This window comes from Ancylobacter mangrovi (assembly GCF_024752355.1).
GTDB lineage: Bacteria > Pseudomonadota > Alphaproteobacteria > Rhizobiales > Xanthobacteraceae > Ancylobacter > Ancylobacter mangrovi.
Genome location: NZ_JANTHZ010000001.1, coordinates 217,665 through 237,883, shown reverse-complemented (window position 1 = coordinate 237,883; position 20,219 = coordinate 217,665). Strand labels below are relative to the sequence as shown.

At 68.6% G+C, this 20,219-nt stretch carries 21 protein-coding genes; 8 read left to right on the top strand and 13 right to left on the bottom strand.

Translation table 11 applies throughout. From position 1 onward, the window contains the following. Window positions 1–61: 61 nt before the first annotated feature. Both NVS89_RS01070 and cofH read left to right on the top strand, forming a co-directional pair. Window positions 62–826 (top strand): LamB/YcsF family protein, encoded by a 765-nt coding sequence (locus NVS89_RS01070; protein WP_258731489.1) that lies wholly within the window; start codon window positions 62–64, stop codon window positions 824–826. A 5-nt stretch (window positions 827–831) separates the two neighbouring features. Next, window positions 832–3,279 carry a 5-amino-6-(D-ribitylamino)uracil--L-tyrosine 4-hydroxyphenyl transferase CofH gene (gene cofH / locus NVS89_RS01065; RefSeq protein ID WP_258730621.1) on the top strand — a complete coding sequence of 816 codons (2,448 nt, stop codon included), beginning with the start codon at window positions 832–834 and terminating at the stop codon, window positions 3,277–3,279. A gap of 60 nt (window positions 3,280–3,339) precedes the next feature. Here the strand turns inward: cofH and NVS89_RS01060 are convergent, their stop codons facing one another. The 10 genes from NVS89_RS01060 to NVS89_RS01015 form a co-directional block, all read right to left on the bottom strand. Continuing rightward, window positions 3,340–3,732 carry a hypothetical protein gene (locus NVS89_RS01060; protein WP_258730620.1) on the bottom strand — a complete coding sequence of 131 codons (393 nt, stop codon included), beginning with the start codon at window positions 3,730–3,732 and terminating at the stop codon, window positions 3,340–3,342. Between the two features lie 231 nt (window positions 3,733–3,963). Further along, on the bottom strand, window positions 3,964–4,908 hold the full coding sequence (locus NVS89_RS01055; RefSeq protein WP_258730619.1) for an LLM class flavin-dependent oxidoreductase: 945 nt from the start codon (window positions 4,906–4,908) through the stop codon (window positions 3,964–3,966). A gap of 32 nt (window positions 4,909–4,940) precedes the next feature. Then, window positions 4,941–5,747 (bottom strand): CoA-transferase subunit beta, encoded by an 807-nt coding sequence (locus tag NVS89_RS01050; RefSeq protein ID WP_258730618.1) that lies wholly within the window; start codon window positions 5,745–5,747, stop codon window positions 4,941–4,943. Then, window positions 5,737–6,657: a CoA transferase subunit A gene (locus NVS89_RS01045; protein WP_374114518.1), complete on the bottom strand. Its 921-nt coding sequence runs from the start codon at window positions 6,655–6,657 to the stop codon at window positions 5,737–5,739. The genes NVS89_RS01050 and NVS89_RS01045 overlap by 11 nt, the downstream gene beginning before the upstream one ends. Window positions 6,658–6,739: 82 nt before the next feature. Beyond that, complete coding sequence (locus NVS89_RS01040) at window positions 6,740–8,236, bottom strand: pyridoxal-phosphate dependent enzyme (protein ID WP_258730616.1); 1,497 nt, start codon at window positions 8,234–8,236, stop codon at window positions 6,740–6,742. Window positions 8,237–8,339: 103 nt separating this feature from the next. Further along, on the bottom strand, window positions 8,340–9,056 hold the full coding sequence (locus tag NVS89_RS01035; RefSeq protein WP_258730615.1) for an ABC transporter ATP-binding protein: 717 nt from the start codon (window positions 9,054–9,056) through the stop codon (window positions 8,340–8,342). Then, on the bottom strand, window positions 9,049–9,810 hold the full coding sequence (locus NVS89_RS01030) for an ABC transporter ATP-binding protein (protein WP_258730614.1): 762 nt from the start codon (window positions 9,808–9,810) through the stop codon (window positions 9,049–9,051). The genes NVS89_RS01035 and NVS89_RS01030 overlap by 8 nt, the downstream gene beginning before the upstream one ends. Continuing rightward, complete coding sequence (locus NVS89_RS01025) at window positions 9,807–10,745, bottom strand: branched-chain amino acid ABC transporter permease (RefSeq protein ID WP_258730613.1); 939 nt, start codon at window positions 10,743–10,745, stop codon at window positions 9,807–9,809. Before NVS89_RS01025 ends, NVS89_RS01030 begins: the two co-directional genes overlap by 4 nt. Then, window positions 10,742–11,605, bottom strand: a complete 864-nt coding sequence (locus NVS89_RS01020; RefSeq protein ID WP_258730612.1) for a branched-chain amino acid ABC transporter permease — start codon at window positions 11,603–11,605, stop codon at window positions 10,742–10,744. Before NVS89_RS01020 ends, NVS89_RS01025 begins: the two co-directional genes overlap by 4 nt. A gap of 168 nt (window positions 11,606–11,773) precedes the next feature. Then, a complete protein-coding gene (locus tag NVS89_RS01015; RefSeq protein WP_258730611.1) occupies window positions 11,774–12,997 on the bottom strand; it encodes an amino acid ABC transporter substrate-binding protein in 1,224 nt (407 codons plus the stop codon). A gap of 453 nt (window positions 12,998–13,450) precedes the next feature. Between NVS89_RS01015 and NVS89_RS01010 the strand changes: the two genes are divergently transcribed. The 4 genes from NVS89_RS01010 to NVS89_RS00995 are packed head-to-tail and all read left to right on the top strand — an operon-like array spanning window position 13,451 to window position 15,634. After that, window positions 13,451–13,927 (top strand): SRPBCC family protein, encoded by a 477-nt coding sequence (locus NVS89_RS01010; RefSeq protein ID WP_258730610.1) that lies wholly within the window; start codon window positions 13,451–13,453, stop codon window positions 13,925–13,927. 34 nt (window positions 13,928–13,961) lie between these two features. Then, complete coding sequence (locus NVS89_RS01005; protein WP_258730609.1) at window positions 13,962–14,450, top strand: (2Fe-2S)-binding protein; 489 nt, start codon at window positions 13,962–13,964, stop codon at window positions 14,448–14,450. A gap of 18 nt (window positions 14,451–14,468) precedes the next feature. Continuing rightward, window positions 14,469–15,275, top strand: coding sequence for an FAD binding domain-containing protein (locus tag NVS89_RS01000; protein ID WP_258730608.1), 807 nt, complete (start codon window positions 14,469–14,471; stop codon window positions 15,273–15,275). A gap of 11 nt (window positions 15,276–15,286) precedes the next feature. After that, window positions 15,287–15,634, top strand: coding sequence for an ArsC family reductase (locus NVS89_RS00995; RefSeq protein WP_258730607.1), 348 nt, complete (start codon window positions 15,287–15,289; stop codon window positions 15,632–15,634). A 10-nt stretch (window positions 15,635–15,644) separates the two neighbouring features. Here the strand turns inward: NVS89_RS00995 and NVS89_RS00990 are convergent, their stop codons facing one another. Further along, window positions 15,645–15,935 carry a putative quinol monooxygenase gene (locus NVS89_RS00990; RefSeq protein ID WP_258730606.1) on the bottom strand — a complete coding sequence of 97 codons (291 nt, stop codon included), beginning with the start codon at window positions 15,933–15,935 and terminating at the stop codon, window positions 15,645–15,647. A gap of 135 nt (window positions 15,936–16,070) precedes the next feature. Between NVS89_RS00990 and NVS89_RS00985 the strand changes: the two genes are divergently transcribed. Continuing rightward, window positions 16,071–17,693 carry a peptide chain release factor 3 gene (locus NVS89_RS00985; RefSeq protein ID WP_258730605.1) on the top strand — a complete coding sequence of 541 codons (1,623 nt, stop codon included), beginning with the start codon at window positions 16,071–16,073 and terminating at the stop codon, window positions 17,691–17,693. Between the two features lie 44 nt (window positions 17,694–17,737). Here the strand turns inward: NVS89_RS00985 and NVS89_RS00980 are convergent, their stop codons facing one another. After that, a complete protein-coding gene (locus NVS89_RS00980) occupies window positions 17,738–18,928 on the bottom strand; it encodes a GGDEF domain-containing protein (RefSeq protein WP_258730604.1) in 1,191 nt (396 codons plus the stop codon). A 61-nt stretch (window positions 18,929–18,989) separates the two neighbouring features. Beyond that, a complete protein-coding gene (locus NVS89_RS00975) occupies window positions 18,990–19,415 on the bottom strand; it encodes a L,D-transpeptidase (RefSeq protein WP_258730603.1) in 426 nt (141 codons plus the stop codon). Between the two features lie 217 nt (window positions 19,416–19,632). On the opposite strand from NVS89_RS00975, the gene NVS89_RS00970 reads away from it, so the two are divergent. Further along, entirely contained in the window at window positions 19,633–20,202 is a 570-nt protein-coding gene (locus NVS89_RS00970) for an NnrU family protein (protein ID WP_258730602.1), read from the top strand. The last annotated feature ends 17 nt before the right edge of the window (window positions 20,203–20,219 follow it).

Genomic DNA, 20,219 nt, shown 5'->3' with positions numbered 1-20,219 from the left:
TTATTTAATGTGTTAATATCGAACCCATTCAGTCAGAAGGAGAAGGCCCGTGGCAGTGCGCATGAACATCAACGCCGATATGGGCGAGGGCTACGGGCACTACAACATCGGCAATGACGACGCGATCCTGCATCTGGTGCAGAGCGTCAACGTCGCCTGCGGCCAGCATGGTGGTGATCCGGGCGTGATGCGCGAGGTCTGCCTGAAGTCGAAGGAGCGCGGCGTCTCGGTCGGCGCCCATCCCGGCTTCAACGACGTGTGGGGCTTCGGCCGCCGGCAGATCCGCATGAACCCGAACGACCTCGAATACCTCGTCGCCTACCAGCTCGGCGCGCTCGCCGGCATGGCGGCCTATGCGGGGGTGAAGGTCACGCATGTGAAGCCGCACGGCGCGCTGAACAACATGTGCGCCATCGACAAGGACTACGCGCTCGCCATCGGCCGCGCGATCAAGACGGTCGACCCCTCGCTCTATTATCTCGCCCTGGCGGGCACGGAGATGGAGAAGGCGGCGCTGGACCTCGACCTGCCGCTGGCGCGCGAGGCCTTCATCGACCGCCTCTACGAGGATGACGGCAATCTGCGCCTGCGCACCAATGCCGACGCCATGATCCGCGACCCGAAGGTCGCCGCCGAGCGCACCGTTCGCATGGTGCTCGACGGCGAGATCATCTCGGTCAACGGCAAGAAGATGCCGACCAAGTTCGACTCGCTGTGCATCCATGGCGACGAGCCGACCGCCATCGCGGTGGCCGAGGCCTGCTGCAAGGCGCTGCGCGACGCCGGCGTCGAGCTGGTGACGCTTCCCGAGATGATGAAGGGCTGAGGCCGATGCGGCGGGATGAGGTGCCGGCCGGCAGGCGGCTCGAGGCCGCCGAGGCCATGGCGCTGGCCGATACCGAGCTGGCGGGTCGGGACGACCTGCCCGCCCTCATGCGCGAGGCGGCGGCGCGGCGCGACGCGGCCTTCGGCGCCGCCGTCACCGTGTCGCGCAAGGTGTTCATCCCGCTCACCCAGCTCTGTCGCGACGTCTGCCACTACTGCACCTTCGCCCATCCGCCCCGGAAAGGGCAGCGCGCCTTGCTGACGCCGGACGAGGTGCTCGACATCGCCCGCGCCGGCGCGGGGGTCGGCTGCGACGAGGCGCTGTTCACGCTCGGCGACAAGCCGGAGCTGCGCTACCGGGTGGTGCGCGAGGAACTGGAGGCGCTGGGCTACGCCTCGACGCTCGACTACCTCGCCGCCATGGCCGCGCTGGTCATGAAGGAGACCGGCCTGCTGCCCCATCTCAATGCCGGGGTGATGGGCGAGGACGACCTGCGCCGGCTGCGCGCCGTCTCCGCCTCGCAGGGCATGATGATCGAGACCACTTCCGCGCGCCTTTCCGCGCGCGGCGGCCCGCATTTCGGCTCGCCCGACAAGGCGCCCGCGGCGCGGCTCGAGACGCTGGAGGCGGCGGGACGGGCCGGCGTGCCCTTCACCACCGGCCTGCTGATCGGCATCGGCGAGACCCGCGCCGAGCGGATCGAGGCGCTGCTCGCTATCCGCGACAGCCATGAGCGTCACGGCCATGTGCAGGAAGTCATCATCCAGAACTTCCGCGCCAAGGCCGGGACCCGGATGGCGAACGCGCCGGAGCCGACGCTGGACGACCATCTGTGGACCGTCGCCGTCGCGCGGCTGATCCTCGGCACCGACATTTCGCTGCAGGCGCCGCCCAACCTCCAGCCGGAGGGGCTGAAGGCGCTGATCGACGCCGGCATCAACGATTGGGGCGGCGTCTCGCCGGTCACGCCCGACCATGTGAACCCGGAGGCACCCTGGCCCGCGCTCGCCGCGCTCGCCAACGCGACCGCAAGGGCCGGCAAGGTGCTGGCGCCGCGCCTCGCGGTCTACCCGGCCTATCTCCACGACGCGCCGCGCTGGCTCGACAAGGCGGTGGCACCCCATGTTCTGCGCCGGGCGGATGCGGGTGGGCTCGCCCATGAGAGCGGCTGGCGGGTCGGCGCGGGCGAGGATTTCGACGACACGGTGGTCGAATGGCCGGTGAGCCCGGCGATCGCGGGCGAGGGCGGTCGGCTCGACCGGCTGTTCGACAAGGCGTTCGACGGGCACGAGCTGTCCGAGGCCGAGATCGTCCGCCTGTTCGAGGCGCGTGGCGACGAGGCCAGCCGCGTCTGCGCTGCGGCGGACGCGCTGCGGCGGGAGACGGTGGGCGAGACGGTGTCCTACGTCGTCACCCGCAACATCAACTACACCAATGTCTGCGCCTATCGCTGCGGCTTCTGCGCCTTCTCCAAGGGCCGGCAGAACGAGCACCTGCGCGGCAAGCCTTATGAGCTCGATCTCGGCGAGATCCAGCGCCGCGCGCTGGAGGCGTGGGAGCGCGGGGCGACCGAGGTGTGCATGCAGGGAGGCATCCACCCGGACTTCTCCGGCGAGACCTACCTCGCCATCATCCGCGCGGTGAAGGCGGCGGTGCCCGATATGCACGTCCACGCCTTCTCCGCGCTGGAGGTGCGGCACGGGGCGGCGACGCTGGGCCTTCCGGTGCCCGAGTTCCTGCTGCGGCTGAAGGAGGCGGGTCTTGGCACGTTGCCCGGCACGGCGGCGGAGATCCTCGACGACGAGGTGCGCGCGATCATCTGCCCGGACAAGCTGAACACGGCCGAATGGCTGGAGACGGTCGGCGCCGCGCACCGGGTCGGGCTGAAGACCACTTCCACCATCATGTTCGGCCATGTCGACCATTACCGGCACTGGGCGCGGCACCTGCTGCGCCTGCGCCACCTGCAGGCCGAGACCGGCGGCATCACCGAGCTGGTGCCGCTGCCCTTCCTGCACATGGAGGCGCCGCTCTATCTGAAGGGCGGCACGCGGCAGGGGCCGAGCCGGCGCGAGGCGCTGCTGATGCACGCCGTCGGGCGGCTGGCGCTCCACCCGCTGATCCCGAACGTGCAGGCAAGCTGGGTGAAGCTCGGGGAGGGCGGCATCGTCGCGGCGCTGCGCGCGGGCGCGAACGACATCGGCGGCACGCTGATGGACGAATCGATCAGCCGCGCCGCAGGCGGTGCCCACGGGCAGGAATTCCCGCCCGACCGCATGGAGGCGGCGATCCGTGTCGCCGGCCGGCTCGCCCGCCAGCGCACCACGCTCTACGCCGAGGCACCCTCGCGGCAGAAGCAGCGCTCCTATGCGGCGGCGGCGCTGACCCCGCGCGTGGAGCCGGCGGCGGGCAAGTTCGCGAAGGTCGGCAGCCTCGCCGCGCGGCGGGGCTGAAGCCGGACACCGGCCGCCACCCGAGCGGCCGGCGGCCGGGCAGGATGGCTCAGGCCGATGTCAGTAGACGTCCACCGGCACGACCATCGGGCCCCAGGCGCCGAAGTCGAAGGCGGCCTGCTGGTTGATCATCGCCGTCATCTGTTCCTGGCTGACGATCTGCTGCTGGAACACCATCTGCTGGTAGGACTGGAAGTTCGACTGGTTGCCGTAATAGATGCAGCCGCACACGGTCGGGTCGGCGTAGATGTACACCGGCTGGCCGTCCTTGTTCTGCACGATGAACTGGTGCGGGGGCAGCGACTTGAGCGAGGCCACCTTGGTCGGCGTGTCGGCCATGCGTACCTGGAAGCCCGCGGCGGACAGCATGTTTTCCTTGTTCTCGGTCTCGGTGACGCAACCCGCGACGGCGAGGCTGACGAGCGCCAGAGCGGCGATGGAAGGCAGTTTCACGGCTGTTCTCCTGAAGGGGCGTAGCTTCCCGGCGGTTCTACGGTAACGGCAGAGGCGCGGGAGTCGAGCCGTAATGGCCCGCCGGGGCGTAACATCCGTCCGCACGGTAAACGGCAGCGGGATGCCGCAGGGTTTCCGCCCGCGCGCCCGGCGCGCCGCGTGAACTGTTCCCGGAACGAAAAACGCCGGCCTTGCGGCCGGCGTCCTGACGTCTCGCGGTGGTCGCGCCGCTCACTTGCGCAGCAGCGGCAGCACCTCGTGGGCGAGCAGGTCGACCTGCTCCTTCTCGTAGCGCCACGGCACGAAGACGATCTTCTTCACGCCGGTCTCGATGTGCCTGGCGATCTGCTCGGCGCACTCGGCCGGGGTGCCGACGATGGCGCTGTCGAAGGTCGAGAGCGAGCCCTTGGACAGGTCCCACTCCGCGTTCAGCCACTCATTCATCTTCGGCACGCCGACGTCACGCGGGCCGACATAGATCGGGAGCTGGTTGAGGCTGTAGAGCGAGGCCGGGTCGCGGCCTTCCTCCTCGGCATAGGCGGAGATCTTGGCCCAGGCCTCGTTGTAGCCTTCCGGCGTGTAGAAATAGGTGAGCCAGCCATCGCCGCGCTTGGCGACGCGCTTCAGCACCACGTCGACATAGCCGCCGATGAGGATTGGCGGGTGCGGCTTCTGCACCGGCTTGGGGAACATCACCGCGTTGCGCAGGTTCAGCTCGTCCCACTCGCCGGTGACGCTGTCCTCGGTCCAGAGCTTCTTCAGGATGTCGAGGTTGCGGTCCATGATCTTGCCGCGGCGCTCATAGGGAATGCCGACCGCGTCGAACTCGCGCTTGTACCAGCCGACCGCCGCGCCGAGCATGAGGCGCCCGTTCGAGATCAGGTCGATCGAGGAGAGCTGCTTGGCGAGCGTCACCGGGTTGCGAAGCGGCAGCACCAGCACGCCGGTGCCGATCTTGATGGTCTTGGTGCGGGCGGCGACCGCGGTGAGCAGCGACAGCGAGTCGATGATGGGGAAGTTCGGGTCGGTGCCGAGCAGGATATGGTCCCAGACCCAGAGCGACTCGAAGCCGAGATCTTCCATCCGCACGCCGTAGTCGATCAGCGCTCCCGCGTCCGGCATTTCGGGAAAACGGGTGAAGTTGCGCATCGCCACGCCGTAGGCCGGGGCACTCATGATCGTCTCCGCTGCACGTTAAGGATGGCCGTTCAGGCCGTGTAGAGCTGCTCGGGGTCGAGCTCGCGCAGGATGGCGAGCTCCTCCGGGGTCGGGGGCTCGGTGGTCGTCACGTCTGCCGGCACCGGCAGCTCGAAGCCGGTATTCGCCTTGATGTCCGCCGCCGTGACGCCGGGGTGGAGCGCGACCACCATCATCTGCCGGGTCTCGGCATCGAAGCCGAGGATGCCGAGATCCGTCACCACGCGGAACATGCCGCCCGCCGGCAGTCCGGCCGCGGCGCGGGTCTGCCCGCCATTGATGAAGCCCGGGCTGGTGATGAAGTCGACCTTCTCCACGAAGCGGCGCTTCTCGTGCTTCATGGCGACGATCATGTCGGCGAGGCTGGCGATGTCGTTGCCCCCGCCCGTGCCCGGCAGGCGGATCTTCGGGTTGCGCGCGTCGCCGATGTAGGAGGAGTTGAGGTTGCCGTAGCGGTCGATCTGCGCCCCGCCCATGAAGCCGACATCGACATAGCCGCGCTGCAGCATCAGCAGCACCTCGGTGATCGACACCAGCATGTTGGCGCGCCGGGTGCAGCGCTGCTCATTGGTGGAGGGCGGCAGCTTGCCGGCCTCCACGAACGGGCCGATCACCCCGCCCTCGAACAGGATGGTCAGGCCCGGCGCATGGGTCTTCTGCGCCAGGATGGCGGCGAGCAGGGGAATGCCGACGCCGGCGAACACGGTCTGGCCGTCCTTCAGCAGGCGCGCGCTCATCACGCCCAGCAGCTCCGACGCGGTGTAGTCCTGCGGAGCGAGGGTGCCGGCGAGGCTCATGCGTGTCGCTTCAATCGTCATAGATGCCACTCCCGCGGCGCTGTGCGTCCAGCAGCTCGGCCATACCGATGCGGCTGAGGTAGTCGGCCCAGTCCTTCGGCTCGTGATAGAAACGCTCGAGATAGGCGCGCGCGCCCGCCTCCGGGTCGCGGGCGGTCATCTCGGCATACATGTCCATGTGGCTATAGAACGGCTCGTAGAGGCCGTAGCACTCGTGCGGCGCGCAGCCGAACGGCACCTCGACCACCGCGTCGACGGTGAAGAAGCCGATCTTGGTCTGGTCCGGGTGCCGGCGGATCTGCTCGTTTGAGACCACGCGCTCGGTGGTGAGGATCACCCGGTTGGCGGCCATCGCGATGTCGATGTCCATGAAGGTCAGCCCGTCGAGCTGGGCGTTGCCATAGGCGTCGCAGCGCTGGACGTGGATGATGGCGACATCCGGGTTGAGCGCGGGCACCGCCAGCAGCGTCTCGCCGGTGAAGGGGCATTCCATGGTCTTCGCCGCGGCGAAGGAGGCGTCGGCCGGCCCTTCGCCGTCGCCGCTCACCATGCCGAGCACGTCCGAGCCGAGCATGGAGCGCATCGGCAGGAACGGCACGCCCATCGCGCCCGCGCGGTAGCGCAGGCCCATCGCCATGTGGCTCCATTCCTCGAAGCGCGCGCGCTTGCTCTCGGTGTAGGCGCGCATCACCTTCGACACGCCCCACACGATGCCCTGGCTGAACCAGCTCGTGATGAGGTGGGTGGAGAGCCCCGAGGCGTAGAAGATGTCGCCTTCGGTCGACATGATGGAGCGCGACACGGTGAGGTCGCGCTTGCTCGCCCGCACCAGCGCCCAGATCATCGCGAACGGGGTGCGCGAGGCGGTGCAGCCGCCGACGGCGAGGTGGTCGCCGTCGCTCACCAGCTTCGCCGCTTCTTCGAGCGACATCACCTTCTCGCGCAGGCTGCGGTCGCGTTCGCGGGTACGCTGGCGGAGGTCCGAATAGGCCAAGGGGGTCACGCGCGTCTCCTCACGCCGCCTGCGCGATGCCGACATCGCGGTTCATGCGGACGATCAGTTCGTCGAAGATCGGCAGGCTGTCGCGCAGCCCGCGCCAGAACTCCTGGCGGCGGCGGCGGTCGAAGTCCTCGACCGAGATGCCCTGCTGCTCGACCCAGGTGTAGTAGCCGAGGTTGAACACGCGCTGGCGGTCGCGGTGGTCGAGCTCCAGCACATGGTCCGCGCCCGCGCCGAGCAGGTGCTGGCCGAACGCCTCGCCGGCATCGACCTGGTCGTAGACATTGCCCTTGCGGCCGAGATGCTCGGCCCGCTCGCTCTCGTAGAGTGCCGCGCCGTCGGTGGCGACGGTCATGACGACGTCGTTCTCGTCGAGGTCGAGCCGGCGCGCGGTCTTGATCGCGGCCAGCACGTTGCCGATGCCGGACAGGCCGAGCTGGGCGAGACCCTCGATGGTGGCGGCGTCGATGCCGCGCCGGCCGGCGAGGTAGCTGCGCCCGGCCTCGGAGCCGAACAGCAGCGCGAGGTCGTCCGTCGCCGCGTCCGACACGCCGGCGACGATGTCGGTGTTGGTGACGTTGTGGATCAGCGGGACGTGCTTGTCGCCGATGCCCTGGATGTTGTGCTCGCCGAAGCCGTTATAGAGCAGGGTGGGGCATTCCACCGGCTCCATGGCGACGATGCGCGCCCCATAGGCCTCCTTCAGCCGGTCGCCCGCGCCGAGCGTGCCGGCCGAGCCGGTGCCGGCGACGAAGGCGGCGAGCCGCAGCCCCGGGGCGGTCTGCGCCAGCGCCTCGAACAGCGTGCCCGCGGCCGCGCCGGTCATGGCGTAATGGGCGAGGTAGTTCGGGAACTCGGAGAACTGGTTGAGGATGAAGTTGGCCTCGTCCTTCGCCATCTCGGCGCAGGCGTCGTAGATCTCCTTCACGTTGGACTCGGTGCCGGGCGTGCGCACGATGTCCGCCGGGTCGGTGACCCACTTCTCCAGCCAGTTGAAGCGCTCCGCGCTCATGCCGCCCGGCAGCACCGCCACGCCCCGGCAGCCGAGGATGCGCGAGATGGCGACGCCGCCGCGGCAGTAATTGCCGGTGGAGGGCCACACCGCGCGGTGGCGGGTCGGGTCGAACATGCCGGTCACGAGGCGCGGGGCGAGGCAGGCATAGGCCGCCAGCACCTTGTGGGCGTGGATCATCGGGAAGTGGCGGCCCTGCATCACCACGATGCGCGCGGCAACGCCCGTGACCGAGCTCGGCAGCTCGATGAAGGAAGGAACCGTCTGCCCGCTCACCGTCATCGCATTGTTGAACCAGTGCACGCCGAACAGGTTGCGCGGGTCCGGGGCGTCCTTGTCGGCCGCATCGGCCATCGCCCGCGTGCCGGCCGGAATGGTCTGCGGCGCGGCGAGCTGGGCGAAGGTCGGCAGCACGATGCCGCGCTCGCGCAGATGCGCGACGGTGCGCGCGTGGACGCCTTCGTCGGCGACGTGGATGGGCAGGTCGAACGGATTCATGCAGGCAGCTTTCCGGACAGCGGGCGGTGCGGGACGCGTCAGCGATTTTCTATGATACTAATGATAGAACCACTTGTGCAAATTCTTATTCATAAAAGCGGTCTTAAATCGACAGGTAGGCCTCGCTGACCGTCGGGTCCCGGGCGAGCTCGGCCGAGGCGCCACCGCGCGCGACCCGCCCGTTCTCGATGATATAGGCCCGGTGCGAGAGGTCGAAGGCGGTCATCACGTCCTGCTCCACCAGCAGGATGGTCTGCCCGGCCTTGTTCAGTGCCGCCAGCGCCTCGCCCAGATGCTCCACCATGCGCGGCGACAGGCCGAGCGAGAGCTCGTCGATCATCAGCAGGCGCGGGCGCGACATGATCCCGCGACCGACCGCGCACATCTGCTGTTCGCCGCCAGAAAGCGTGGTCGCGTCCTGCCGCTGGCGCTCGCGCAGGATGGGAAACAGGTCGAACACCGTTTCGAGGTCGCGGGCGATCGCCTCCCGGTCCGCGCGCAGATAGGCGCCGAGCATGAGATTGTCACGCACGGTGAGGCCGCGGAACAGGCGCCGGCCTTCCGGCACATGGGCGATGCCAGCCTTCAGCACCGCGTCCGGCTTGGCGCCGCCGATCTCGGCGCCCTCGAAGCTGATGGTGCCCGCATTCGGGCGCAGCAGGCCGGAGATGGTGCGCAGCAGCGTGCTCTTGCCCGCGCCGTTGGAGCCGACGAGCGCGACCACCTCGCCCGGATGCACCACGAGGTCCATGCCCCACAGCACCTGGATCTGGCCATAGCCGGCGGTGACGCCCTCGAGCGACAGCATCGGGTCAGCCATGGTGCATCTCCTTGAGCCGTGCTGCGAATTTCTGCCCGAGATAGGCCTCGACGACGCGCTCGTCGGCGACGATCTCGGCGCTCGGCCCGTCGGCGATGAGCTGGCCGTGATGGAGCACGAGCAGGCGCTTCGAGAGCGAGAGCACCACCTTCATCAGGTGCTCGATGATCAGCACCGTTACGCCGCGATCGGCGATCTGGCGGATCAGATTCAGCGCGCCGTCGATCTCCGAGGAGTTGAGCCCGGCATTCACCTCGTCGAGCATCAGCACCTTGGGGTTCATGGCGAGGCTCTTGGCGAGCTCCAGCCGCTTGCGGGCGGCGAGGGCGAGATTGGCCGCCGGCCGGTCGGCGAAGCCGGCGAGGCCGACGAATTCCAGGCTCTCGCGCGCCTTGTCGCGCGCGTCGGCGAGCGAGTCCGCGCCGCCGCCGAACAGCGCGCCGGCGGTGACGTTCTCCAGCACCGTCATGGCCGGGAAGGGCTGGACGATCTGGAAGGTGCGCGCCAGTCCGCGCCGCGCCGCCTCATAGGGTTTCTGGGTGCCGACGTCCTCGCTCTCGAACAGGACGCGCCCCGAGGAGCGGCGCAGATTTCCGGTGACGACGTTCACCAGCGTGGTCTTGCCGGCTCCGTTTGGCCCGATGAGACCGACCACCTCGCCCTCGTCGAGCGAGAAGGAGACATCGGTCAGCGCCTTGAGGCCGCCGAAGGTCTTGGAGACGCCTTCGAGGCGCAGGATCGGCTCGCGGCTCATGCGGCACCTCCCGACGCGCGGCGCAGGCGCGCGCGCAGGCTCAGAAGGCCGCCGGGCAGGAAGAAGATCAGCAGCACGATGACGACGCCGAGAATGGCGCGGTTCCAGTCGATGAAGTTGGCCCAGAACACCTCCTCGAGCAGCACGAAGGCGGCTGCGCCGAGCGCCGGGCCGACCACCGTGCCGGCCCCGCCGAGGATCGCCATCACCGCGACCTTCACCGTCATCACGATCTGGAACGAGTCGGTCGGGTCGATATAGCCGGTCCAGGAGGCGTAGGCGGCCCCGACCGTGGCACAGAACACGGCGGAGAGCGTGTAGGCGGCGATCTTGTAGGCGGTGGTGTTGATGCCGACCATGGCGGCGGCATCCTCGTTCTGGTGGATGCAGCGCAGGCCGAAGCCGAGCCGGGAGCGGTCGACGATGATGGTCACCACGAGGCTGGCGGCGAGGATGCCCAGCATCACGAACAGGAACAGCCGCGTCACCGCGTCCGGGCTCGCATGGATCAGCGGCACGTTGAGCCCGTCGCCGCCGCCGGTGAGATCGGACCAGGAGGAGACGATGAGCCGGCACAATTCGACGATGGCGATGGAGCCGATGGCGAAGTAATGCCCGCGCAGGCGCAGGATGATGCCGCCCAGCAGCGCGGCGAAGGCGGCGACGCTGACGGTGGCGATCGTCCAGGCGACGCCCATCGGAATGCCGTTGCGCTGGCAGATCGTGCCGACATAGGCCCCGAGGCCGAAGAAGGCGGCGGTGGAGAAGGACGGATAGCCGGTGAAGCCGCCGATGAAGTTCCAGGATGTGGCGAGCGCCCCGTACATCGCCACCGTCGCCGCGGTGCGCAGGATGTAGTTGTCGGCATAGAGCGGTGTGGTGCCGAGCAGGACGAGGCCGACGATGATGGCGGCATATTGCGCGAGCGGTTTCATTCGTAGCCCTTCACGCCCATGAGCCCGGTGGGGCGGGTCAGCAGCAGCACCAGCATCAGCACGAAGCCGGCGGTGATGGCGTTCTGCGGCCCGAACCAGAACCCCGCGAAGCTCTCCACAAGGCCGAGCACCAGCCCGCCCACCAGCGCGCCGGGCACAGAGCCCAGCCCGCCGACGACGCAGACCACGAAAGCCTTGCCGAGCCAGGTGCCGGAGACGTTGGTGGTGATCGGAAACACCAGCGCGAACACCACGCCGGCGGCGCCCGCCATCAGCGTGCCGATGCCGAAGGTGATGGCGTAGATGCGGTCGGTGCGGATGCCCATCAGCTCGGCGGCGGTGCGGTCCATGCGCACCGCGACGATGGCGCGCCCGATGTTGGAGCCACGCATCACCGCGTAGAGCAGGAAGGTCAGCAGCAGCGCCAGCCCGGTGCCGAGCAGCCGGTCCACCGGCAGCACCACCGGGCCGAGGTTCGCCGCGCCGAGATCGAGCGTGATGCGCCGCGGCGTGGCGGTGAACCAGTAGGTCATGAGGTTGTAGAGGATCATGTCCAGCCCGAAGGTCAGCGTCAGTGTTGTCAGCACCGGCGCGCTGACGACGCGGTTGATCGCGCCGCGCTGCAGGACGAAGCCGAGGGCGAACATGAGCAGGGCGACCACGGGCAGCATCACGATGGGATGGATGCCGTAATAGTGCCAGGCGAAATAGGTGAGGTAGCCGCCGAGGATGATGAACGAGCCGTGCAGCATGTTGATCACGTTCAACACGCCCCAGACCAGCGAGAAGCCGACCGCCAGGCACGCATAGAGCGCGCCCAGCATCAGGCCGTTGGCGATGGTTTGCAGGTAGATGGCCATCGGGTCACTTGCGTTTCGGCTTCAGGGCTCGCCGGGTCCGGGCGTCGCCGGTCCCGGCGCATGACGGCCGGCTGCGGGGGGGGGAGGGCGCACGAGCCCCTCCCTGAACAAGGCGGGCCGGATGCCGCGGGCGGCACCCGGCGCCGTTTCACGAAGCGGAGGAGATGCTCACTTGGGCATCGCGATCATGTCGGCGTTCTTGATGTCCGCCGGGGCGAGCACCTTGATGGCCTCGTCCTGCACCTGGATGATCGGCAGCTCGCGCACGAGGTTCATGCCGTTCGGGCCGAACTTGATCGGGCCGTAGAAGGTCTGGATGTCGGTGGCGGCGATGGCGTCGCGCACCTTCGCCTTGTCGAGCGTGCCGGCCCGCTTCAGCGCGTCGGCGATCACCTCGCCGGCGGCGGCGCAGGAACCGTGCACGTAGTCCGGGTCGCCGCCGGTCTTGGCCTTGAAGTCGCTGTAGAAGTCGGCGGTGGTCGGCCACACGCCCTGGCCCTTGTAGCTCGTGGCGTAGTGCCACCAGCTCGACGAGGTCACGCCGTTGGCGAGCGGGCCGAGGCCCTCGGTGAACTCCTTGTAGGAGGGGCCCGTCACCATGGTGACGATCGGCGCGGTCACGCCGAGGTCCTGCATCTGCTTGCGCGCGAGGATGAGGTCCTGCGTGTAGCCGGTGACGTAGATCCAGTCCGGCTTGGCCGCCTTGATCGAGGAGAGCGCGGCGGCGTGGTCCATGGTGCCGACCGGATAGAGCTCCTTGTAGACGACCTTCAGCCCGCCATCCTCGGCCGCCTTGGCGATGCCCTCGGCCATCGACTTGGGGAACACGTCGTCACGCCCGAGCACGGCGATGGTCTTGGTGTCCGGAAACTTCTGCTTGAAGAACTTCACCATGGCGGTGGTCATGCCGCCATTGGGCGAGAGCGTGCCGAACAGGTGCGAGAAGCTCTGGTCGAAGACGGATTCGGAGGAGGCGACGCAGGCGATGGTCGGCACCTGGTAGCGCTCGCCCACGCCCGCTACGATCTTGGTGTGGCCCGAGCCGAACGGAGCGAACAGGAACTGCACCTTGTCGTCGGTGATCAGCTTCTCGGCGAGCTGGGCGGCGCGCTGGCCTTCCGACTGGTAGTCGTACTCGATCAGCTCGACCTTCATCTTCTTGTCGCCGACCTGCAAGCCGCCGGCGTCATTGACCTTCTCGACCCACATCTTCCACACGATGTCCTGCTTCTTGCCCTCGTCGGCCAGGCCGCCGGTGAGCGCGAGCGGCGCGCCGATCTTGATGGTGTCGGCGTCCTGGGCCCCGGCGGGGACCGAGGCAAAAATTCCCGTCGCGAGGCCGCCCGCCATCAAGGCGAGCCGCGCCGAGCGGAAGAAACCCTGTCTGGACATGTCAGTTTCCCCTGTTCTGGAACAGTTGTGACCGTTACCCCCGCAGGTTGAGGGGCTTCTTGGAAGGTGCGCCCGCCGTAACCTCGCCGAACGTCGTTTACTTGCGGCAGGTATGGTGTGCTATGTGACCATACCAATGCCCCCTTTTTGCTCAATACTGATTGAGACTTAGGGCTGAGTGAATTTTATGCACGAGACGCCTGACATACAAGCATTCATTCGGCTTTCCCTACGTCCGCGGGGGTCGGAGAGGGCGCAAAGTCAGGTGGTGTCATGCTTGGCACGCGCGTTGCTGCATCCCGCGCCGCCCCGGCTCGGACGGTATGTGGGGAAGGGCCCACAATTTCCGGTGCGTAAGAACGGGTTGGCGCCGGTGGGCGGGACCAGGGCTCGCGGCATCGGCTGCGCCGGCGGAAGATGCCGGCGAATGATCAGAAAGGATCGGGTGGAATCATGGATCTGACCGGCTCACAGCGCATCGAGGCGCCGCGCGACGAGGTCTGGCGCGCGCTGAACGATCCCGAGGTGCTGCGCCAGTGCATCCCCGGCTGCCAGGAACTCACCCAGGCCTCGCCGACCGAGTTCACCGCCAAGGTGGTGCTCAAGATCGGCCCGATGAAGGCGACCTTCGCCGGCTCGGTGACGCTGTCGGAGCTGGAGCCGCCCAGCGGCTGCGTCATCACCGGCGAGGGGCAGGGCGGCGTCGCCGGCTTCGCCAAGGGCGGGGCGAAGGTGTGGCTGGTCGAGGAGGAGGCGGCGACGATCCTCAACTACGAGGCGCAGGCCAAGGTGGGCGGCAAGATCGCCCAGCTCGGCGCGCGGCTGATCGACAGCACCGCCAAGAAGCTGGCCGGCGAGTTCTTCGGCGCCTTCGGCCGGGCGGTGGCCCCGCAGGCCGCGCCCGAGGCGGACGAAGCCGCCGCGCAATAGTAGAACGAGGCATTGGGCGACCGGGAGCAAGCCGATGCAGACCATCACACTCAACGTAAACGGCGCGCCGGTCACGGCGACCATCGACGTGCGCACGCTGCTGGTGCAGCTGCTGCGTGACGATCTGCGCCTCACCGGCACCCATGTGGGCTGCGACACCAGCCAGTGCGGCGCCTGCACGGTCCATCTCGACGGACTGGCGGTGAAGGCGTGCTCGGTGCTCGCCGTGCAGGCCGACGGGGCCGAGGTCACGACGGTCGAGGGCGTCGGCAGCAGCGAGCACCTGCATCCGATGCAGGAGGCCTTCCGCGAGCATCACGGCCTGCAGTGCGGCTTCTGCACGCCGGGCATGATCATGGCCGGGATCGACATCGTGCGCCGCCACGGCGCCGATCTCGACGAGGCGACCGTGCGGGCCGAGCTCGAGGGCAACATCTGCCGCTGCACCGGCTACCACAATATCGTGCTCGCCATCATGGCGGGCGCCCAGGCGATGGCGGCCCTGCCCGCCGCGGCCGAGTGAGCACGGGCGGAGCGACCGATGTTTCCCTTCACCTATCACCGTCCTGCCGACCTCGACGCCGCGCGCGGCCTCGTCGCCGCCAATGAGGAGGCGAAGCTTCTCGCCGGCGGCCAGACCCTCATCGCCACGCTGAAGCAGCGCCTCGCCGGGCCGAGCGACCTCGTCGACCTCGCCGGCGTGCCGGGCCTGGCCGGCGTGTCGCGCGGGGGCGACGCGCTCGTGATCGGCGCCATGACGCGCCATGCGGACGTCGCCGCCGCGCCCCTGGTGCGCGAGGCGCTGCCGGCGCTGGCGGAGCTCGCCGAGCTGATCGGCGACCCGGCGGTGCGCAATCGCGGCACCATCGGCGGCTCGGTCGCCAATAACGACCCCTCGGCCGACTATCCGGCCGCCTGCCTCGGCCTCGCCGCCACCATCGTGACCGACCGGCGCCGGATCGCGGCGGGCGACTTCTTCCTCGGCCTGTTCGAGACCGCGCTCGAGCCGGACGAGATCATCCTGTCGGTCGCCTTCCCGGTCGGCGGTGCGGCGGCCTATGAGAAGTTCCCCAACCCGGCTTCGCGCTACGCCATGGCCGGCTCCTTCGTCTGGCGCGGGGAGGGTGCGGTCCGTGTCGCCATCACCGGCGCCGGGCAGGAGGGCGTGTTCCGCTGGAGCGAGGCCGAGGCGGCGCTCGCCGGCGATTTCACCCCGCGCGCGCTGGAGGGCCTCGCGCTCGACGGCGATGCGATGATCGCCGACATCCACGGCTCCGGTGCCTATCGCGCCCATCTCGCGGGAGTTATGACGAAGCGCGCCGTGGCGCGGATCGTCGGGCAGGGCTGAGGGAAACGGGCGTGGCAGTCACCATCTACGGCATCAAGAACTGCGACACGATGAAGAAGGCGCGGGCCTGGCTCGACGCGCACGGCGTCGCCTACGGCTTCCACGACTACAAAGCTGCGGGCATCGACGCCGCCCATCTGAACGCATGGGCCGGCAAGGTCGGCTGGGAAGTGCTGTTCAACCGGGCCGGCACCACCTTCCGCAAGCTCTCCGACGCGGAGAAGGCGGATATCGACCAGGCGAAGGCCTTCGCGCTGATGCAGGCGCAGCCCTCGCTGATCAAGCGGCCGGTGCTGGAGGCGAATGGCGCCGTGCTGGTCGGCTTCAAGCCGGAGATCTACGAGAAGCAGTTCGGCTGAGCCGGCGAACCTAAAGGCCGACGCCGCCCAGCGGCTCGGTCTCGTGCCGGTTGTCGAAGCCGGCGATGAGCGGGCGCGCCTTCGTGATGGTTGCCTGCACGGCGGGAAGCGCGAGCGAGGCCTTGTGGCTTTCCGCGCTGTCCCAGACCTCGCTGATCCAGATGCCGTCCTCATGCGCGGGATCGCGGGCGATGACGTAGCTCCGGCAGCCCGGCATGTCGGAGATCTGGCTGAGCAGGATGTCGAGCAGTTCCTCCCGCCGGCCGGCGACGGCAACCATGCGGCCGATCAGACCATACATATGCTTTTCCTCCACATGGAACGTCCCGCCCGGTGACCGATCGCGCTGCCGGGCACGCCATCCTACGCGATTGCATGGCCGCGCCGAACGCGCCACCCCTTGATCCGGCGCGCCTTCCCTGCCACATCCCGCGCCATGAACGCCATCTCGACTTCCGCCGCCTCCAATTCGGCCGCTTCGCCCATCGCGCTCGAAGTCGCGCGCCGGCGCACCTTCGCGATCATATCGCACCCGGACGCGGGCAAGACGACGCTGACCGAGAAGCTGCTGCTGTTCGGCGGCGCGATCCAGCTCGCCGGCCATGTGCGCGCCAAGCGCGACCGCCGCTCCACCCGCTCGGACTGGATGGCGATCGAGCGCGAGCGCGGCATCTCGGTCGCCACCTCGGTGATGACCTTCGAGTTCGAGGGGCACGTCTTCAACCTGCTCGACACGCCGGGCCATGAGGACTTCTCGGAGGACACCTACCGCACGCTGACCGCGGTCGACGCGGCGGTGATGGTGATCGACGCAGCCAAGGGCATCGAGTCCCGCACCCGCAAGCTGCTGGAAGTGTGCCGGCTGCGCGACATTCCGATCATCACCTTCATCAACAAGATGGACCGCGAGAGCCGCGATCCGTTCGAGATCCTCGATGAGATCGAGAAGACGCTGGCGCTCGACACCACGCCGATGACCTGGCCGGTGGGGCGCGGGCGCGACTTCGTCGGCACGGTGGACGTCGCCACCGGCGGCGTGCGCCTGCTCGACGGCGACGAGGGCAAGACCGGACCGCTGCGCAAGATGTCGCCGGCCGAGATCGCCGCGCTGAACGTCACGCTCGACGCCGGCGCGCTCGATGACGAACTGACGCTGGTGCGCGAGGGTTGCAACTCGTTCGACCTCGATTCCTTCCTCGAGGGCCATCTCACCCCGGTCTATTTCGGCTCGGCGCTGCGCAATTTCGGCGTCGGCGACCTGCTGGAAGGCCTCGGCCGCTTCGCCCCGCCGCCGCGCGCGCAGGATGCCGACAAGCGCCGGGTGGAGGCGGAGGAGGGCCGGATGACCGCCTTCGTCTTCAAGATCCAGGCGAACATGGACCCGAACCACCGCGACCGCATGGCGTTCGCGCGCCTGTGCTCGGGCAAGCTGACCCGCGGCATGAAGGCGAAGCTGGTGCGCACCGGCAAGCCGATGAGCCTCGCGACGCCGCAGTTCTTCTTCGCGCAGGACCGCCAACTTGCCGAGGAGGCCTATGCCGGCGACGTGGTGGGCATTCCCAACCACGGGAACCTGCGCATCGGCGACACGCTGACCGAGGGCGAGGAGATCAACTTCGTTGGCGTGCCGAGCTTCGCGCCGGAAATCCTGCGCCGCGTGAAGCTTTCCGACGCCATGAAGGCGAAGAAGCTCAGGCAGGCGCTGCAGGAGATGGCGGAGGAAGGCGTGGTCCAGGTGTTCCGCCCGACCGACGGCTCGCCGGCGCTGGTCGGCGTGGTCGGCCCGCTGCAGCTCGACGTGCTGAAGAACCGCCTCGATGCCGAATACGGGCTCGATGTCGGCTTCGACACCTCCGAATTCCAGCTCGCGCGCTGGGTCTCCTGCGAGGACGGGAAGAAGCTCGAGGAGTTCGCCGCCGCCAACCGCCTGTCGACCGCCGACGATCTCGACGGCGACCTCGTCTTCCTCAGCCCGTCGGCCTTCATGATCGGCTATACCGGCGACCGCTGGCCGGGCATCGTGTTCACCGACGTCAAGGACGTGAAGAAGGCGGCCTAGCAGCCGCCCTCGGCTCCCGCCGCCTCGGCTCCCGCCGCCTCGGGTCAGCCGAGCTTGGAGCGGGTCTGGCTGGCGATCTGCGGCTCGGCGGACATCACGCAGTCGCGGCCGGCGTTCTTCGCCGCATAGAGCGCCTTGTCGGCCGCGCTGAGCACGGTCTCGAACGCGGCGCCATGGGTCATGCCGAAGGCGATGCCTGCGCTCGCCGTGCCGCCCATCCCGTCGAGGCCGAGCTGGTTCACCAGACGCTGGAAGCTCTCGCGCACGGCTTCGGCGGTGTGCAGCGAGCCCTCGGCCGTGGTCGCGGGCACCACGAGGGCGAACTCCTCGCCGCCGAGCCGCGCCGCCGCTCCGCCATCGGCGAGATGCATCTCCAGCGCCGCCGCGAACAGGGCGATGACGCGATCACCCACGGCATGGCCGTGACGGTCGTTGATGCTCTTGAAGCGGTCGATGTCGAACACGATGACGGCGGTCTCGCGCGGCAGCGGACGCAGGCCGAACATGTCGAACAGGGCGCGCCGGTTGAGCAGCCCGGTGAGTGAATCGGTCATCGCGTCCTGGCGATGGCGGCGCACCTGCCGCGCCTGGGTGAGCGCCAGCGTCAGCGCGCCGATGCCCGGCACGACCGCGATCAGCACGAGCAGCGACAGGTCCTCCGCCCAGTTGCCCGGCGCGCCGGGCAGCACGGTGCGCCCGTCCCGCAGGATGGCCAACGCGCAGAGCAGGAAGCTGGCCGCGATCAGCCCGTAGAGTATGCACAGGCTGGTGATGATCACCGGGGCCTGCCGCCGGGCCTTCCAGTACTGCACGATCACCGCGAGCAGCAGGAAGGTCACCATCAGGTTGATCGGGACGAAGCCGAGTCCGGTATAGCCGGCCGCGAGCATCGGCAGACCGATGACGTTGGCGGCGATCGCGTGCCTGGCCACCATCCAGCGCGGCAGCCGGTCGGTACGGAACTGGTGGCCGGCGCCGACCAGCATGGCGAGGCCGCAATAGATGACGGAAAAGGCGGACGTCGCGACGATCGGCTGGAGATTGGCGACGTAGAACCCGTAGAGCAGCAGGCCGAGCCCGCACATCGCCCCGCCCAGCGAGACGGTGAGCAGGAACGCGTCGCGCGGCGCCATCAGCCAGGCGAGGAACACCATGATCGAAAGGCAGGCGGCGGAGATGCCGACGGCGGTCAGAAGCGTGACGTAGTCGAGCAGCATCTCGGGAGCTCCGCGCATCTAAGCTGCGAGGTCGCGGGTTGGAGGACGATGGGAACGCAGACGCAGGCGACAGCCTGAACTACCGGGTGATTACAATAGACGTGTTGTTGCGGCCATAGCTGTTGACGAGCGAGTACAGGGTCGCGGCATTTCCGGGACGCAGCCGTATGCACCCGTGCGAGGCCGGCCGGCCGAGGCGCCGCAGATCGTTCGTCCCGTGGATCGCGTAGCCGCCATGGAAGAAGATCGAGTAGGGCATCGGCGAATTGTAGTATTTGCGCGAGAAGTAGCGCCGGTACATGCGCTGGGGACGGAAGGTGCCGACCGGCGTGCGATAGCCCCGGCGCGCGGTGGAGACGGACCACACATATTCGCGCCAGCCGTCGACCCACACCTCCATGCGCTGCGACGACAGGTCGATACGGGCGACCACCGCCTGCGCGAGCGCGGGAACCGGAAGCGCGGTCACGACGAGCAGAGCCAGCGCGGCGAACATGCGCCTCATACCCCTTTACCCTCCGTTTCACGAAATGTCGCACACGTGGAGGCGAAGAGGGAGCCCCTATGCAGCCTATGGTTTATGTCGCCGCGCTGTTTCCCTTCCTTCCGGGCCTACCTCCGGCCTGGAGAGGCCAAAGGCGCCTGGCGCGTGGCCGAGAGGCGCATGGCGCGCTGATTGGAAACGATCTAGCGTCGCGCCGAATCCATCTGGGAGCGATGTCATGATCCTGATGCTGGCCGGCCTTGTGCTGTTTGTCGCCATCCACCTGTTCTCCGCCCGCCGGTCGCTGCGCGCGGCGGCGATCGGCCAGCTCGGCAAGGTGCCGTATCAGGCGATCCACGGCATCCTCGCCCTGGTCAGCGTCCTGATGATCGCCTACGGCTATGGCGAGTGGCGCGCGGCCGGGCCGGCGCAGCTCTACACGCCGCCGGTCGGGCTGCGGCACGTCGCGCTGCTGCTGATGCTGCTGGCCTCGATCGCCGCGGTGGCGCAGTTCGTGCCGAGCCGCCTCAAGGCGATGCTGAAATTCCCCTTCCTCGTCGCGGTGAAGACCTGGGCGCTGGCGCATCTTCTGGCCAATGGCGACGCGGCGACGGTGACGCTCGCGGTGGTGATCCTCGCCTGGGCGGTGATGATGCGGATCAGCGCCAAGCGGCGCGGCGACCCGCTGCCGGTCGCCCCCGCCGGCTGGACCGGGGACATCATTGCGGTCGCCGGCGGTGTCGTGCTTTATGCGGCCCTCGCATTCTGGTTCCACCCCCACATCGTCGGGGTGCCTGTCATGGGCTGAGCAAGCCCAAGAAGAAT

Coding starts and splice junctions, on each gene's coding strand:
- NVS89_RS01040 (WP_258730616.1), bottom strand. CDS start 8,236: ATGAATCCGTTCGACCTGCCCATCCACGTCGCCGACGAAGGCGTCCAC.
- NVS89_RS00985 (WP_258730605.1), top strand. CDS start 16,071: ATGAACGCCATCTCGACTTCCGCCGCCTCCAATTCGGCCGCTTCGCCC.
- NVS89_RS01005 (WP_258730609.1), top strand. CDS start 13,962: ATGCAGACCATCACACTCAACGTAAACGGCGCGCCGGTCACGGCGACC.
- NVS89_RS01045 (WP_374114518.1), bottom strand. CDS start 6,657: ATGTCGCTCGAAGAAGCGGCGAAGCTGGTGAGCGACGGCGACCACCTC.
- cofH (WP_258730621.1), top strand. CDS start 832: ATGCGGCGGGATGAGGTGCCGGCCGGCAGGCGGCTCGAGGCCGCCGAG.
- NVS89_RS01035 (WP_258730615.1), bottom strand. CDS start 9,056: ATGGCTGACCCGATGCTGTCGCTCGAGGGCGTCACCGCCGGCTATGGC.
- NVS89_RS01050 (WP_258730618.1), bottom strand. CDS start 5,747: ATGACGATTGAAGCGACACGCATGAGCCTCGCCGGCACCCTCGCTCCG.
- NVS89_RS01030 (WP_258730614.1), bottom strand. CDS start 9,810: ATGAGCCGCGAGCCGATCCTGCGCCTCGAAGGCGTCTCCAAGACCTTC.
- NVS89_RS01025 (WP_258730613.1), bottom strand. CDS start 10,745: ATGAAACCGCTCGCGCAATATGCCGCCATCATCGTCGGCCTCGTCCTG.
- NVS89_RS01015 (WP_258730611.1), bottom strand. CDS start 12,997: ATGTCCAGACAGGGTTTCTTCCGCTCGGCGCGGCTCGCCTTGATGGCG.
- NVS89_RS01070 (WP_258731489.1), top strand. CDS start 62: ATGAACATCAACGCCGATATGGGCGAGGGCTACGGGCACTACAACATC.
- NVS89_RS01000 (WP_258730608.1), top strand. CDS start 14,469: ATGTTTCCCTTCACCTATCACCGTCCTGCCGACCTCGACGCCGCGCGC.
- NVS89_RS00975 (WP_258730603.1), bottom strand. CDS start 19,415: ATGAGGCGCATGTTCGCCGCGCTGGCTCTGCTCGTCGTGACCGCGCTT.
- NVS89_RS01010 (WP_258730610.1), top strand. CDS start 13,451: ATGGATCTGACCGGCTCACAGCGCATCGAGGCGCCGCGCGACGAGGTC.
- NVS89_RS01020 (WP_258730612.1), bottom strand. CDS start 11,605: ATGGCCATCTACCTGCAAACCATCGCCAACGGCCTGATGCTGGGCGCG.
- NVS89_RS00980 (WP_258730604.1), bottom strand. CDS start 18,928: ATGCGCGGAGCTCCCGAGATGCTGCTCGACTACGTCACGCTTCTGACC.
- NVS89_RS01055 (WP_258730619.1), bottom strand. CDS start 4,908: ATGAGTGCCCCGGCCTACGGCGTGGCGATGCGCAACTTCACCCGTTTT.
- NVS89_RS00990 (WP_258730606.1), bottom strand. CDS start 15,935: ATGTATGGTCTGATCGGCCGCATGGTTGCCGTCGCCGGCCGGCGGGAG.
- NVS89_RS00970 (WP_258730602.1), top strand. CDS start 19,633: ATGATCCTGATGCTGGCCGGCCTTGTGCTGTTTGTCGCCATCCACCTG.